This is a genomic window from Rothia mucilaginosa, assembly GCF_001548235.1.
In the GTDB taxonomy this organism is placed as follows: Bacteria; Actinomycetota; Actinomycetes; order Actinomycetales; family Micrococcaceae; genus Rothia; species Rothia mucilaginosa_B.
This window is the reverse complement of sequence record NZ_AP014938.1, coordinates 1,818,345-1,832,110: the sequence shown is the minus strand read 5'-3', so window position 1 is coordinate 1,832,110 and position 13,766 is coordinate 1,818,345. Positions and strand designations below refer to the sequence as shown.

General features: G+C 59.1%; 9 protein-coding genes and 3 tRNA genes. 5 read left to right on the top strand and 7 right to left on the bottom strand.

Annotation, left to right across the window (positions count from 1 at the left end; genetic code table 11):
• Positions 1 to 3 precede the first annotated feature (3 nt).
• The 6 genes from RM6536_RS07190 to RM6536_RS07165 form a co-directional block, all read right to left on the bottom strand.
• On the bottom strand, positions 4 to 771 hold the full coding sequence (locus RM6536_RS07190) for an ABC transporter ATP-binding protein (RefSeq protein ID WP_012903286.1): 768 nt from the start codon (positions 769 to 771) through the stop codon (positions 4 to 6).
• A gap of 375 nt (positions 772 to 1,146) precedes the next feature.
• Positions 1,147 to 2,691 (bottom strand): methionine--tRNA ligase, encoded by a 1,545-nt coding sequence (metG, locus tag RM6536_RS07185; protein WP_060824600.1) that lies wholly within the window; start codon positions 2,689 to 2,691, stop codon positions 1,147 to 1,149.
• 599 nt (positions 2,692 to 3,290) lie between these two features.
• Positions 3,291 to 3,363: transfer RNA gene (locus RM6536_RS07180), tRNA-Lys, on the bottom strand.
• Positions 3,364 to 3,576: 213 nt separating this feature from the next.
• Positions 3,577 to 4,605, bottom strand: coding sequence for a ketol-acid reductoisomerase (ilvC, locus tag RM6536_RS07175; protein ID WP_060824599.1), 1,029 nt, complete (start codon positions 4,603 to 4,605; stop codon positions 3,577 to 3,579).
• Positions 4,606 to 4,844: 239 nt separating this feature from the next.
• The gene (ilvN, locus tag RM6536_RS07170; RefSeq protein ID WP_060824598.1) at positions 4,845 to 5,345 is read right to left on the bottom strand and encodes an acetolactate synthase small subunit; all 501 of its coding nucleotides are present in this window, start codon (positions 5,343 to 5,345) and stop codon (positions 4,845 to 4,847) included.
• Entirely contained in the window at positions 5,345 to 7,147 is a 1,803-nt protein-coding gene (locus RM6536_RS07165) for an acetolactate synthase large subunit (protein WP_060824597.1), read from the bottom strand. Before RM6536_RS07165 ends, ilvN begins: the two co-directional genes overlap by 1 nt.
• Positions 7,148 to 7,608: 461 nt before the next feature.
• On the opposite strand from RM6536_RS07165, the gene RM6536_RS07160 reads away from it, so the two are divergent.
• On the top strand, positions 7,609 to 8,148 hold the full coding sequence (locus RM6536_RS07160) for a hypothetical protein (protein WP_060824596.1): 540 nt from the start codon (positions 7,609 to 7,611) through the stop codon (positions 8,146 to 8,148).
• A 594-nt stretch (positions 8,149 to 8,742) separates the two neighbouring features.
• Here RM6536_RS07160 and RM6536_RS07155 read toward each other — a convergent pair.
• Positions 8,743 to 8,815 (bottom strand) — tRNA-Lys (locus RM6536_RS07155).
• A gap of 182 nt (positions 8,816 to 8,997) precedes the next feature.
• Here RM6536_RS07155 and bcp point away from each other — a divergent pair.
• From bcp to RM6536_RS07135, 4 genes are all read left to right on the top strand, one after another.
• On the top strand, positions 8,998 to 9,474 hold the full coding sequence (gene bcp, locus RM6536_RS07150; RefSeq protein ID WP_060824595.1) for a thioredoxin-dependent thiol peroxidase: 477 nt from the start codon (positions 8,998 to 9,000) through the stop codon (positions 9,472 to 9,474).
• Between the two features lie 186 nt (positions 9,475 to 9,660).
• Positions 9,661 to 9,742 (top strand) — tRNA-Leu (locus tag RM6536_RS07145).
• A gap of 168 nt (positions 9,743 to 9,910) precedes the next feature.
• Positions 9,911 to 12,073, top strand: a complete 2,163-nt coding sequence (locus tag RM6536_RS07140; RefSeq protein ID WP_060824594.1) for an ABC transporter substrate-binding protein — start codon at positions 9,911 to 9,913, stop codon at positions 12,071 to 12,073.
• Between the two features lie 210 nt (positions 12,074 to 12,283).
• Positions 12,284 to 13,765 (top strand): malate:quinone oxidoreductase, encoded by a 1,482-nt coding sequence (locus RM6536_RS07135; RefSeq protein ID WP_060824593.1) that lies wholly within the window; start codon positions 12,284 to 12,286, stop codon positions 13,763 to 13,765.
• The last annotated feature ends 1 nt before the right edge of the window (position 13,766 follow it).

The window sequence follows — 13,766 nt, the reverse complement described above, 5'->3', positions numbered from 1 at the left end:
GGCTTATCGACCTTCCAGCTGTGCCATTGCGCCGAGGACGGCGTCGTAGGTGGGTTCGATCATTTCGCCGGCGACCATGCCGTCCTTGATGAAGACCACGCGGTCTGCGTAGGAGGCGGCGTTTGCGTCGTGGGTGACCATGAGGATGGTCTGTGCGTGGTCGGTTGCGGCGGCACGCAGCAGGCGCAGCACCTCGGCGCCGGAGTTGGAGTCGAGGTTACCGGTCGGTTCGTCGGCGAAGACCACTTCGGGGCGTGCAAGCAGTGCGCGCACGATGGCGACGCGCTGCTGCTGACCGCCGGAGAGCTGTTCGGGGCGGTGGTCGAGGCGGGTTTCCAGGCCGAGGGTCTTGACCAGGTAGTCGCGCCACTGCGGGTCGGGCTTCTTACCGGCAAGGCCCAGCGGCAGGTCAATGTTCTGGCCCGCGGTGAGGGTGGGCACCAGGTTGAACGCCTGGAAGATGAAGCCGATGTGTTCGCGGCGGAACTCGGTGAGGGCGTTGTCCTTCAGGCCGAAGAGCTCGGTACCGCCAATACGAATCGAGGTTGCCGGGTTCGGGTCGGGGGTGTCCAGGGTTGCGATGGTCTGCATCAGCGTGGACTTACCCGAGCCGGAGGGGCCCATAATGGCGGTGAACTTGCCCTGCTCAAAGTCAACGGAGACGTTGTTGAGGGCGTGGACGGTAGCTTCACCCATGCCGTAGGTTTTGGAAAGGTTTCGTGCGGAGACGGCAGGCTGTGCCGTCTGTGCGTGAGGAGTTGTCGTAGTCATAGTTCAATTATTTCACGCAACGTGGCGCTGACTAGAGGGTTTTTCTCATCCTCCAGGTTGATTTTGGCGGGTGTTCACCGGGTCTTTGCCTAGAGATGCAGAGGGATGCAGGGTTTCCCGGTGCTTCCGCGGGCTGAGGTGAGCCTGTGGCGGGCTGGGCGGGGCTCTGACCTCATCCTTAAGGATGAGTGGCGGCTCAATCAGCGTTCTCTCTCTTTTTTCTCTCCCCCCCCCCGCTTCTCTGCCTCGCGCCTACACCTATATATGCATGCGAAAAGCCCACGGCTCCTCCCCCATCTGGGGGTAGGATGCCGGGGGCTTTCTGAGGCTATCCGTTACAGCGCTATCTCAGACGCTGTCCGCTAATGGCAGCTGTTATGCCTTGGGCGCTTCGTAGCGGGGGAACACCGGTGCGGGTGCGGGCAGTTCGGTGCCGGGCACGAGTGCGGTGCCGAGGGCTGCGAACTGGCGTGCGTCGCCTTCGGGTACGCCGAGCAGGGTCAGCAGCTTGGCGGTTGAGTCGGGCATGACGGGCTGCAACAGCAGGGCAACCTGGCGTACGACCTCGAGGGTTACGTACAGGACGGTGTTCATGCGGTCGAGTTCGCCGTTCTTGCGCAGGGTCCAGGGTTCCTGCTCTGCGAAGTAGGCGTTGGTGTCTGCGAGAACGGTCCAGATGCGGTCGAGTGCGCGGTGGAATGCCTGCTCGTCGAAGTCTGCACGGACCGGCTCGTAGAGGGCTGCCGCCTCGTCGAGGATCTTGCGGTCGGCTTCGGTGAATTCGCCGTGGGTGGGCACGGCACCGCCGCAGTTCTTGGCTACCATGGACAGCGAACGCTGGGCGAGGTTGCCGAGGTTGTTTGCCAGGTCGGAGTTGATGCGGTTGATGATGGACTCTTCGGAGTAGGAGCCGTCCTGCCCGAAGGACACCTCACGCATGAGGAAGAAGCGGACGGCGTCCAGACCGAATGCGTCGACGAGGTTTGCGGGGTCGACGACGTTACCGACGGACTTGGACATCTTTTCGCCGTTGACGAGCAGGAAGCCGTGGCCGAAGACGCGCTTGGGCAGTTCGATTCCGGCGGACCACAGGAATGCGGGCCAGTAGATGGAGTGGAATCGGGTGATGTCCTTGCCGATGAGGTGCAGGTCGGCGGGCCAGTACTTGGTGAACAGTTCGTTGTCGGTGTCGGGGTAGCCGAGGCTGGTCAGGTAGTTGGTGAGGGCGTCGACCCACACGTACATGACGTGCTTGTCGTTGCCGGGTACGGGTACGCCCCAGTCGAAGGTGGTGCGGGAGATGGACAGGTCGTTGAGGCCGCCCTTGACGAAGGAGATCAGTTCGTTACGGCGCGATTCGGGGTAGACGTAGCCTTCGTTGGCGTAGAGTTCGAGGAGCTTGTCGCCGTACTTGGAGAGGCGGAAGAAGTAGGACTCTTCTTCGGTCCATTCGACTTCGGTACCGGTGGCGATGGCGTAGCGCTGGCCGTCGCGTACTTCGGTTTCGTCTTCTGCGTAGTAGGCTTCGTCGCGTACGGAGTACCAGCCGGCGTACTTGTCGAGGTAGATGTCGCCGTTTTCTTCCATGCGCTTCCAGATGGCCTGGGATGCGACGTAGTGGTCGGGGTCGGTGGTGCGGATGAAGCGGTCGTAGCTGATGTTCAGCGCGTCGTTCATTGCTTTGAAGCGTGCGGAGTTCTCGTCGGCGAGTTCCTTGGCGGTCTTACCGAGCTTCTCGGCGGTGGTCTGCATCTTCTGGCCGTGCTCGTCGGTGCCGGTCATGAAGCGCACGTCGAAGCCGTCGAGGCGCTTGAAGCGGGCTAGCACGTCGGCTGCGATGGTTTCGTAGGCGTGGCCGATGTGCGGGTTGCCATTGGGGTAGGAGATGGCGGTGGTGATGTAGAACGGAGTTGCAGTCATAACTTTCAGTTTACCGCAGTATTAGGCGAGGCTCTCACCGGGGTTACACTCTGATACGCGGTGGCTCTTTGTTTGCGGGGGTGGAGGCTGCCACGCCGCATGTTTCCTCCGCGCCTACGCAGGGGCACCCGTCACCCGGACGCTCCGCCCTTCCTCGCTTCGCTGCGGAGAGCGTCCGTGTGACACCCTGAGGGCGCTTCCGGAAAACACGGCGCACCAGCCTAAACTTCCAGCCGCCAAGCAACACGCTAAACCGCGACAGCCCTCCCCGCCCCACACGCAAAACATCCAATAACCAGGCAACAGACCAAACAGGCGACAGCCCTCCCCCGCCCCAGTTCGCTAGGCACGGGGCGCACACACGGAACCACCGCGCACCCCAACGAACCGGCGGGATAACGCGCCCCTGCCGAACCCGCAGAAACCATCCGAGGAATCGGTGTCGTCCGTAGTGACATCAGGGTGTCCGAGCTCTGCGAGGACAGGTCCCCTGTAGGAACGAGGACGAACACCGATTCCTCAACCCATGAAAACTGCATTTTCAGAGAGAACGCAAAAATCCCGCCGATTCCGAAGAATCAGCGGGATTTTCTTTCAAGTGCGCCCCCTGGGACTCGAACCCAGAACCCATTGATTAAGAGTCAATTGCTCTGCCAATTGAGCTAGAGGCGCTTATTTGTTTTTCGGGGTTTCCCCTGCAACAAGTAAATACTATACGGCATTCTGTGGGTGCCCGCAACTCGAGCAAGCATGAACTGCATCACATATTTGGCGGGTGGTGCTATTTAGCCTGAACCAGCAAAGAATCCGGCGCCCCACCCCCTCCCCCGTGGCGGGGTGCGGGTGGAGCGCCGGATTCTTAGAAAGCTATTGCTGAGCTACCGCTTAGCGAGCGACGGAACCTTCGGTGTAGTCGTCGTCAACGGAGTTCCAGGAGAACAGCTCGCGCAGCTTGCGGCCGGTTGCCTCGATGGGGTGTGCCTCGCCCTTTGCGCGCAGTGCCTTGAACTCGGGTGCGCCTGCAGCCTGGTCTTCCATGAAGCGCTTTGCGAAGTTGCCGTTCTGGATGTCTGCCAGGACAGCCTTCATGTTTTCCTTGACCTCGGGGGAGATCACGCGGGGGCCGGAGACGTAGTCGCCGTACTCTGCGGTGTCGGAGATGGACCAACGCTGCTTAGCGATGCCGCCTTCAATCATCAGGTCAACGATGAGCTTGAGCTCGTGCAGGACCTCGAAGTATGCGATTTCGGGCTGGTAGCCAGCTTCGGTCAGGACCTCGAAGCCGTACTGGACGAGCTGGGAGGTGGAGCCGCAGAGGACTGCCTGCTCGCCGAACAGGTCGGACTCGGTCTCTTCGGTGAAGGTGGTCTTGATGACGCCTGCACGGGTTGCGCCCAGTGCCTTTGCGTAGGACAGTGCCAGTGCGAGTGCTTCGCCGGATGCGTCCTTCTCAACTGCGACCAGGGCGGGAACGCCGCGGCCTGCTTCGAATTCGCGGCGGACGGTGTGGCCGGGGCCCTTGGGGGCGACCATTGCCACGTCGACACCCTCGGGTGCGGTGATGTAGCCGAAGCGGATGTTGAAGCCGTGTGCGAAGAACAGTGCGTTGCCGGGCTTCAGGTTCGGCTCGATGCTCTCTGCGTAGACCTTTGCCTGGACCTGGTCCGGGGTCAGGATCATGATGACGTCTGCTTCTGCTGCTGCTTCTGCAACGGTTGCGACGCGCAGGCCTTCTGCCTCAGCCTTGGCACGGGACTTGGAGCCCTCGGACAGACCGACGATGACCTTCACACCGGAGTCACGCAGGTTCAGTGCGTGTGCGTGGCCCTGGGAGCCGTAACCGATAACTGCTACGGTGCGGCCCTGGATCAGGGAGAGGTCTGCGTCGTCGTTGTAGAAAATGGTTGCTGCCATTTTTCTTCTCCTCAGTAAGTTTGATATGCGGCCCAGGCTGGGCTCAACATTGACTATTCTACTTGATAGCTGTTTAGCTGCGGGCTGTCGAGAGTACTTCTCAGTATCTGAAGTATCCGGAAGGTCTGTGAGCCCATAGGGGCGGGTATCGCATCGCCCGCCGGTTTCCCGGTTGAGGCGGTGCGATACCCGTTGCTATTCCCCACTGGTGCGGGGTTGGCGTGGCACCCTGGTGGGTGTTAGATGCGCTCGCTCATAGCGCGGGGGCCACGTGCCAGGCCGATGGTGCCGGCGCGAACGATTTCGCGAACACCGTAAGGCTCCAGAACATCCAGCAGTGCGTTGAGCTTCTCCTCAGAACCGGTTGCCTCGATGACAACAGACTCAGGGGAAACGTCAATCACGGATGCACGGAACAGGTCTGCTGCCTGAACAATCTGCAGGCGTGCTACTGCGTCTGCCTTGACCTTGATCAGGATGTGGCCGCGGCGGGTGGAGGAGTCGGCGGGAAGCTCGACGACCTTCAGCACGTGAACGAGCTTGTTCAGCTGCTTGGTGATCTGCTCGATGGTGTGGGCGTCGCCTTCGGTCACGACGGTGATGCGGGAGACACCGGGGTTTTCGGTGGGGCCCACAGCCAGGGAGAGGATGTTGAACAGTCGGCGGGAGAACAGACCGGAGACGCGGGTGAGAACGCCCGGCTTATCTTCTACCAGAACGGACAGAGTGTGCTGAGACATTAGTTCTCTCCCTCACGATCGAACTCGGGCGAAGTGTTCTTCGCGACCCAAATCTTGTCATTAGATACGCCTGCCGGGACCATGGGCCAGACGAGGGCGTGGGGGCTGACGGTGAAGTCAATGACCACGGGGCGGTCGTTGATTTCGAGGGCAGCCTTGATGGTTGCGTCCACGTCTTCGTCGCGTTCGCAGCGGAAGGTTGCGCAACCGTATGCTTCGCCGAGCTTGACGAAGTCGGGGATGCGTACGGTGCCGTGGCCGTCCTTCAGGTCGGTGTTGGAGTAGCGCTCGTTGTAGAACAGAGTCTGCCACTGGCGCACCATGCCGAGGGAGGAATTGTTGATGATGGCAACCTTGACGGGGATGTTGTTCTGTGCGCAGGTGACCAGTTCCTGGTTGGTCATCTGGAAGCAGCCGTCACCGTCGATGATCCACACGGTGGATTCGGGGTGCGCGACCTTTGCGCCCATGCCGGCGGGAACGCCGTAGCCCATGGTGCCCAGGCCTGCGGAGCTGACGAAGTGGCGGGGGCTTTCCTGCTTGATGTAGTGTGCGCCCCACATCTGGTGCTGGCCAACGCCGGTGACGTAGTATGCGTCGGGGCCGGTGAGGGCGCTGATGCGCTCGAGGACGTACTCGGGCGAGCCGAGACCGTCGCTGGGCTTTTCGTAGCCGAGCGGGTAGTCCTTGCGGATTGCGTTGAGCTCGTTCCACCAGTCGGTGAGGTTCGGCAGCTGGTCTGCGAACTCGGTGGAGAGCAGGTCGGTCAGCTCGGGCAGGACGTACTTGAGGTCGCCGACAATCGGCACGTCTGCGAAGCGGATCTTCGAGATTTCTGCCGGGTCAACGTCAATGTGGATGACCTTAGCTTCGGGTGCGAAGGAGTCAACCTTGCCGGTGACGCGGTCGTCGAAGCGTGCGCCGAGGGTGATGAGCAGGTCAGACTTCTGCATTGCGGCGACGGCGGGGACGGTGCCGTGCATGCCGGGCATGCCGAGGTTCTGGGGGTCGGAATCCGGGAATGCACCGATAGCGTTCAGGGTGGTGACGACGGGTGCGCCGATGAGCTTAGCCAGCTTGTAGAACTCTTCGGAGGCACCTGCACGGACCAGGCCACCACCGACGTAGAAGACGGGGCGCTTGGATTCGGTGATGAACTTGGCTGCTTCGTGAATCTGCTTGGAGTGGCCGCGGGTGACGGGGGTGTAGCCGCGCAGTTCGAGGTCTTCGGGAATGCCGCGGTATTCCATCATGCCGACCTGCGCGTCCTTAGTGACGTCCACGAGCACGGGGCCGGGGCGGCCGGTGGATGCGATGTGGAATGCTGCTGCGAGCGCGCGGGGGATGTCCTGCGCGTCGGTAATCATGAAGGAGTGCTTGGAGATGGGCATTGCCATGCCGACGATGTCAGCTTCCTGGAATGCGTCGGTACCGAGCAGTGCGGTGGACACCTGGCCGGTGATTGCGACGAGGGGGACGGAGTCCATGTTTGCGTCGGCGATTGCGGTCAGCAGGTTGGTTGCGCCGGGGCCGGAGGTTGCGATGCACACACCGGTCTTGCCGCTGGACACGGCATAGCCCTGAGCTGCGTGGCCTGCGCCCTGCTCGTGGCGGACCAGGATGTGGCGGACCTTCTTGGAGTCGTACAGGGGGTCATAGGTCGGCAGAATAGCTCCACCAGGCAGGCCGAATACGTCAGTCACACCCAGGTCTTCGAGGGTGCGGACGATTGCCTGAGAACCGGTCATGCGTTCTGCGGGAGCGTTTGCCGCGTCATCAGAAGTGGAAAATCCCATGGTCATGGAAATGCCTCGTGTCTTTTGGTTCTTCGTTGTACTCAATGTTCTGCGTGGGGTTTGTGTGGTCCTCACGCATCCTATGCCCGGGGGTACCAAGCTATAAAAAATGCCCCTCGCTGTTGGTGGTAGCGGTAGGGGCGCTCAGTCGCAGTGAATAGACCCTGCCACTCGCCCTAGGCGACGTCGACAAGGTTTAGAATTCGCTGGAACATTGCTGTCTTCACCCTTCTATGGTGCGCTTCGAAAGAGGGTGAGTCAAATCTCTATGGGGTGTCGTGGTGGTTTTTGCACGGAAACCCCCAAGTCAACCTTCTTCTTTCATGATGTGGACACATTGCGCGTGTGCGTGGATTCTAGCGCAGGTTTTTGAACAGGTGAGAAAAACTCGCATTTTTGGGCGTCATGGCGCGTAATATGTGCGAAATACTCGTGACCTTCGTTGGTTACCCCGGTAGACTGAAGCTATGACCGAACCGATCATCCCGGTCGCTGATGAGCTGACCGAAGCAAGTAAGTACGCAGAGGTTGTTGACCCCCGTAACTCTGTTGAGAGTAGCGAGTTTTTGACGGGTGAGGAACTCATTCGGGTTCTGCACCCGGTTTTTGACGAGCAGATTATTAATTACGGTGCATACAATTTGGTGTATGCGACGGGTCGTGCTGTTTACCGTAATCCTGATTTGGCGTTGCATCAGTATCCTGATCAGCAGCATTTTATTGTTGGGTATCAGGATGCGCCTGATGAGGTGATTATTGCTCCGGTGAATTTGCCGGCGTTGACGCCTGCGGGTACGGCTACGACGATTGATAATACGAATGCGTTGCATGCGTATCGTGTGGGTGATGATGCGGTGACGATTGAGTCGGTGAATGGCAGCTCGTTTTATTTGTCGTTTGAGGATAATGCTGAGGTTGCAACCCGCTTTGGCACTGGACTTTTGGAGCAGGGTCGGGATGTTGAGGATTTCCGTGAGTTTGTGACGCGGATTTGGCCGGTCTTGTAGCCGCAACTTTATCTTGTTGAAGGCCCGCTGCGACCCCTTGGGGTTGCGGCGGGCTTTCGCATGCCTACACCCCGCTACGTTGACCGCTTGAGGGGCGGTGCACGTCCTCGCTCCTACAGGGGCACCCGCCCTCGCTTCGCTTCGGGCACCCTGATGTCGCTACGGACGGCACCGACGCCTCTGCGCGCACCAGATTTACCAACAAGCCAAATGCTAAAAGGCGACAGCCCTCCCCCGCCCCAGTTCGCTAGGCGCGGGGCGCACACGCTGAACCACCGCGCATCTACCGCACCCCGGCGGGATTTCGCGAACCACTGAACCACAGATACGCAGAGGAGCCGGGCGGCACGTCGGTAGCGCGCCGCGTTTTCCGAAAGCGCCCTCAGGGTGTCACACGGACGCTCTTCCGCAGCGAAGCGAGGAAGGGCGGAGCGTCCGGGTGACGGGTGCCCCTGCGTAGGCGCGGAGGAAACATGCGGCGCGCACCATCAGAAACAAAGCCGAACACAGACTCCTCAACCCATAAAGACTGTATTTCAAGGGGAACGCAAAAATCCCGCCGATTCCGAAGAATCAGCGGGATTTCTTGTGAAGTGCGCCCCCTGGGACTCGAACCCAGAACCCATTGATTAAGAGTCAATTGCTCTGCCAATTGAGCTAGAGGCGCTTATTTGTTTTTCAAGGTTTCCCTTGCAACAAAAAAATACTATACGCGAGTTTTTGTGGTGTGCGCAAGTTGATTCATGGTGAGCCTGGACACATTGTTTGGGTGGGGTGTGTGGGACACTAGTGTGTGTACTGTGTGGGGCGCTTCTGTCCCCTCCCCTGTTTGTTGTTTTAGGAGTTTTGATGAGTGTTCGTCTTGAGCCGGGTGTTCCGGCGCCTGCTTTTACCCTTGCTGATGCGTCGGGTGTGGAGCATAGTCTGAGTGATTATGCGGGCAGCAAGGTGATTTTGTATTTTTATCCGAAGGCGTCGACTCCGGGTTGTACTAAGGAGGCGTGCGATTTCCGCGATAATTTGGCGTCGTTGAAGTCGTTGGGTTATGTGGTGTTGGGTGTTTCTCCGGATTCGCCGGCGGCTATTGCGCGTTTTGTGGAGAAGGAGTCGTTGACGTTCCCGCTGCTGTCTGATGCTGATCATGCGGTGGCTGAGGCGTATGGTGCGTGGGGTGAGAAGAAGAATTACGGCAGGGTGTATGAGGGCCTGATTCGTTCGACGTTTGTGATTGATGAGCAGGGTGTTATTTCTGTGGCTCAGTACAATGTGCGTGCGACGGGTCATGTGGCGAAGTTGCGTCGTGATTTGGGTATTGATCCGAAGTAGGGTCGTGCTTTCTGTGTGTGTAGCGTGAGGGGCGGCGGCTCTACACGAGGGTTACTGTTTGGCGTGTTTGCGGGTTTTTTTGCCCTATGGGGACTGATTTTAAGGCTTGGAGAACCTTGGTTCCTGGTGTACACTAATTTTTTGTTGCCTCAGACGCATGCATCTTTTGATGTGGGGTGACACTGCGCGCGAGTGGTGAAATTGGCAGACACGCAGGATTTAGGTTCCTGTGCCTTATGGCGTGGGGGTTCAAGTCCCCCCTCGCGCACACACACATTTACATTGGGCCCGCCGTCACGGTTTTCGTGGCGGCGGGTTCTCTTGTATGTGCCTTGCCCTTGTATGTGCCTTGCCGGGGTGGGTGTGTCTCGCCCGGTTTGGTGTTGAACCGTTATCCTGAGAGGTAAGCATCCGCGACGGAAGAGAGGACCCTCCCGTGCAGCATCAGCCTTATGCATCGTCAGCTGTTGGCAATTCTGATGCGCTGCTGCGAGCCGCTGCCGGCTCGAGTGGCTTGAGTCGACGCGCCGTTTTGCGTTTTGGCGCGCTTTTTAGTGCTGGTTTGGCGCTTTCTGCGTGTTCCGATCAGTCGTCTGCTGGTTCATCTGCTGATTCTTCGGCGAGTGCGTCCTCTGCTGATACTCGTCGTGTGTTTCGTTTTGCGCAGGGTGCGGCGCCGTTGGGTTTGGATCCGGCGTTGTTTCCTGTGGCGAGTACGTATCAGGTGACGGCGCAGGTTTTGCAGACGTTGTTGGTGGCGAATCATTACACGGGTGATCCTGAGGTTCAGGATTCGTTGTGTAGTGACTGGAAGGTTTCTGATGACCGTTTGACGCATACGTTTGTGTTGCGTGAGGTGCATTTTAGTAATGGCGTTGCGTTGACTGCGGATGCTGTGGTGCAGAATTTCCAGAGGTGGCAGGCGTTGGCTACGGGTGAGGGTACTGCTACTTTGGCAGTGCCTGCTCAGCCGTTGTTTGCGTGGGGTTTTGGTGTGCCGAAGCCGGGTTCTGTTGATCCTTCGGCGGTGGAGCCTACGCCTGTTCAGGCGTCTCCATCTGGTGCCGCTACTCCGACTGCTTCTGCGAGCGCCTCCGCTACTGCTTCTGAGACTGCTACCCCGAGCGCATCCCCGTCGGTTTCTGCTTCTGCGAGCGCTTCTGATGCTGCGCGTCCGAGTGATAAGAAGCCCGCGCAGAATGCTTCTGTGCTGTATGCGGTGCAGCCTTTTATGCCGTTGGTTTCGTCGGTGGTGGCGAATGGTAACTCTGTGGTGGTGACGCTGTCGCGTCCTTCGTTGGCGTTCCCGCGTATTTTGACGCAGCAGGCGTTCGGCATTATTGAGCCTTCGCTTTTTGGTGCTGACCTGAAGTTGACGGGGCACCCGGTGGGTACGGGTGCGTTCCGTGTGGAGTCGTTCAAGGACGGCACGGTGCGTCTGCTGAAGAATACCCATTTTGAGGGTCAGGCACCTGAGCTGGATGAGATTCAGATTTCGACCCTCACTTCGTCGGATAAGCGTTATTTTGCGCTGATGGAGGGTCATATTGATGCGTGTGATCAGGTGAATTCAACTGATCTGGGTCAGTTGGCGCGTGATGGTTATCAGACTCCGGGTCGTGACCCGTTCTCGCTGGTGTATTTGGGTTTGAATACAGCGCATCCGGTGTTGAAGAATATTTCGGTGCGTCGCGCTATTTCGCATGCGGTGGACCGTGGCGCACTACGTCAGTATTATCCGCAGGGCACCTCGGATGCGCAGACGCTGATTTCGCCGTCGTTCCGCATTAAGGCTGATGACGCGAAGGATTACACGGACCGCAATCAGGATATGGCGCGCTCACTGTTGGCGGCGGCAGGGTACGACAATCAGGTGATTGAGTGCTACTACCCTGCCGATGTGTCTCTGCCGTGGATGGATACTCCGCAGAAGGTGTATTCGGAGATGGTGGCTTCGCTGATTGAGGTGGGCCTGAATATTAAGCCGGTGCCTCTGCCGTGGGCTGAGTATCTGCCGAAGAGCCGTGAGGTTTCTTCTGAGCGCGGTATTACGCTGGCTGGTTTCTACGGCATGTACCGTGACCCGTATGCGTTCTTTGGTCCGGTGTTGGCGCCGCTGATTGCTGAGCATCAGGTGCGTTCGTTGATTACGAATGCGCCATCGGATATGACGACTGGTTTGACGAAGAAGAGTTCTGATGTGCCCTCGTCGGGCGGTTCAGATTCGAATGTACGGATTTCTGCGACTCCGAGCCCGCACCCGAGCTATTCGCCGGATCCGTTGACTCCTGAGGAGGAGGCTTCGGCTTCTGCATCGCCGAGCCCGTCGGCAACTCCTTCGCCGTCGCCTACTGCTGCGGCTGTGGCGCCGTCGCCTCGTTTTACGGAGATTCTGGAGGCGATTCGTACCGCAGATTCTGCCGATTCGGTGGATTCGCAGCGTGAGTTGTACGCGAAGGTTCTGTCTCAGCTGGGTCAGTTCATGCCGGCGGTTCCGCTGCTGAATGTGACGTCTAAGGTGGCTGTGAGCCGTGAGGTTCAGGGTTATCAAACGGAGCAGAATGCGATTGAGCTGTTCAGTAAGCTGCGTAAGTTGTAGACAGTTCAGGTTTGAGTATTGCGTTGCATGTGTGTTTGGCGTGCCTTAGAGGGTTTTTACCTTCCAGGGAAGCTAGAGTGTGAACTGCAACACTCTCCTGTTATTTGCTGATTCTAGCTATGCCTCCCCCACTAAAAGGGGTAGTCTAGATGATGTACCCCACAGTCATTGTGCCCAAGGCCGGGCACCCTCACCCCAAGGGAGAATTCAGTGGTAGCACGTACTGAACGAACCGACGTCGTCCTGGTCGGCGGCGGCATCATGAGCGCCACCCTCGGCGTGTTCCTCAAGGAGCTCGAACCGACCTGGAATATTATCCTGCTCGAACGCCTCGACAAGGTTGCTCAGGAATCCTCCAACCCCTGGAATAACGCAGGTACCGGCCACTCGGCACTGTGCGAACTCAACTACGCCCCCGCTGGTCCCGACGGCACTGTCTCCGCTGCCAAGGCTCTGAACATTAACGAGCAGTTCCAGGTTTCGCGCCAGTTCTGGGCATCCCTGGTTGAGAAGAATATTCTGACTGACACCAGCTTCATCAACCCGGTACCCCACATGTCTCTGGTCTTCGGTGAGGACCACTCCAAGTACCTGGCTGCACGCTACGATTCCTTCCGCAAGGAGAAGCTCTTCGAGCGCATGCAGTTCTCCGCTGACCGCGACAAGATCGCTGAGTGGGCACCGCTGACCGTCAAGGGCCGTAAGGGTAACGAGCAGATGGCCGCAACCTGGTCCCCCGAAGGTACCGACGTGAACTTCGGTTTCCTCACCGAGCAGCTGGTCGATTACCTGCAGACCAAGGGTGTTGAGGTTCGCTACGGCTACCAGGTCACCAACCTGAACCGCGAATCCAACGGCTCCTGGACCGTTGACGCCATCAACCGCATCAACAAGGATGAGCCCCTGAGCATCAACGCGAAGTTCGTGTTCCTCGGCGCCGGTGGTGGCGCCCTGCACCTGTTGCAGAAGTCCGGCATTGAAGAGGGTAAGGGCTACGGCGGCTTCCCCGTCTCCGGTCTGTTCCTGCGCAACACCCACGAGGCTACCGCAAACCAGCACAACGCTAAGGTGTACGGTCAGGCTTCGGTGGGTGCGCCTCCCATGTCTGTGCCCCACCTGGACACCCGCTACGTGGACGGCAAGCGCGCCCTGCTCTTCGGCCCCTACGCCGGTTTCAAGACGAACTTCTTGAAGCAGGGTTCCGTACTGGATCTGCCGCTGTCCCTGCGCCTGCACAACCTGTACCCCATGACCCGTGCAGGTCTGGACAACTTCTCCCTGGTCAAGTACCTGCTCTCCGAGCTGGTCAAGAACAAGAACGCTCGCCTGGAGACCCTGCACCAGTACTACCCCGAGGCTGACGGCGGCGAGTGGGAGCTCATCGAGGCCGGCCAGCGCGTCCAGATTATGAAGAAGGACGCGAAGAAGGGCGGCATCCTGCAGTTCGGTACCGAGGTTGTTTCTGCAGCTGACGGCTCCATTGCGGCGCTGCTGGGTGCATCCCCCGGTGCTTCTACCGCGGCTCCGATTATGCTGAACCTGCTCAAGCAGTGCTTCCCCGCAAAGATGGCTGGCTGGGAGCCTCGCCTGAAGGAACTCATCCCCGGTTACGGCGTGAAGCTCAACGACAACCACGACCTGGCTGATGAGGTTATGGCTCACACCGCTAAGGTTTTGGGTATTCACAACTAGT

Bases quoted from the DNA above. Each gene is read 5' to 3' on its own strand.
- RM6536_RS07160 (WP_060824596.1), top strand. From the start codon at position 7,609: ATGACCGAACCGATCATCCCGGTCGCTGATGAGCTGACCGAAGCAAGT.
- ilvN (WP_060824598.1), bottom strand. From the start codon at position 5,345: ATGTCTCAGCACACTCTGTCCGTTCTGGTAGAAGATAAGCCGGGCGTT.
- metG (WP_060824600.1), bottom strand. From the start codon at position 2,691: ATGACTGCAACTCCGTTCTACATCACCACCGCCATCTCCTACCCCAAT.
- ilvC (WP_060824599.1), bottom strand. From the start codon at position 4,605: ATGGCAGCAACCATTTTCTACAACGACGACGCAGACCTCTCCCTGATC.
- RM6536_RS07190 (WP_012903286.1), bottom strand. From the start codon at position 771: ATGACTACGACAACTCCTCACGCACAGACGGCACAGCCTGCCGTCTCC.
- RM6536_RS07165 (WP_060824597.1), bottom strand. From the start codon at position 7,147: ATGACCATGGGATTTTCCACTTCTGATGACGCGGCAAACGCTCCCGCA.
- bcp (WP_060824595.1), top strand. From the start codon at position 8,998: ATGAGTGTTCGTCTTGAGCCGGGTGTTCCGGCGCCTGCTTTTACCCTT.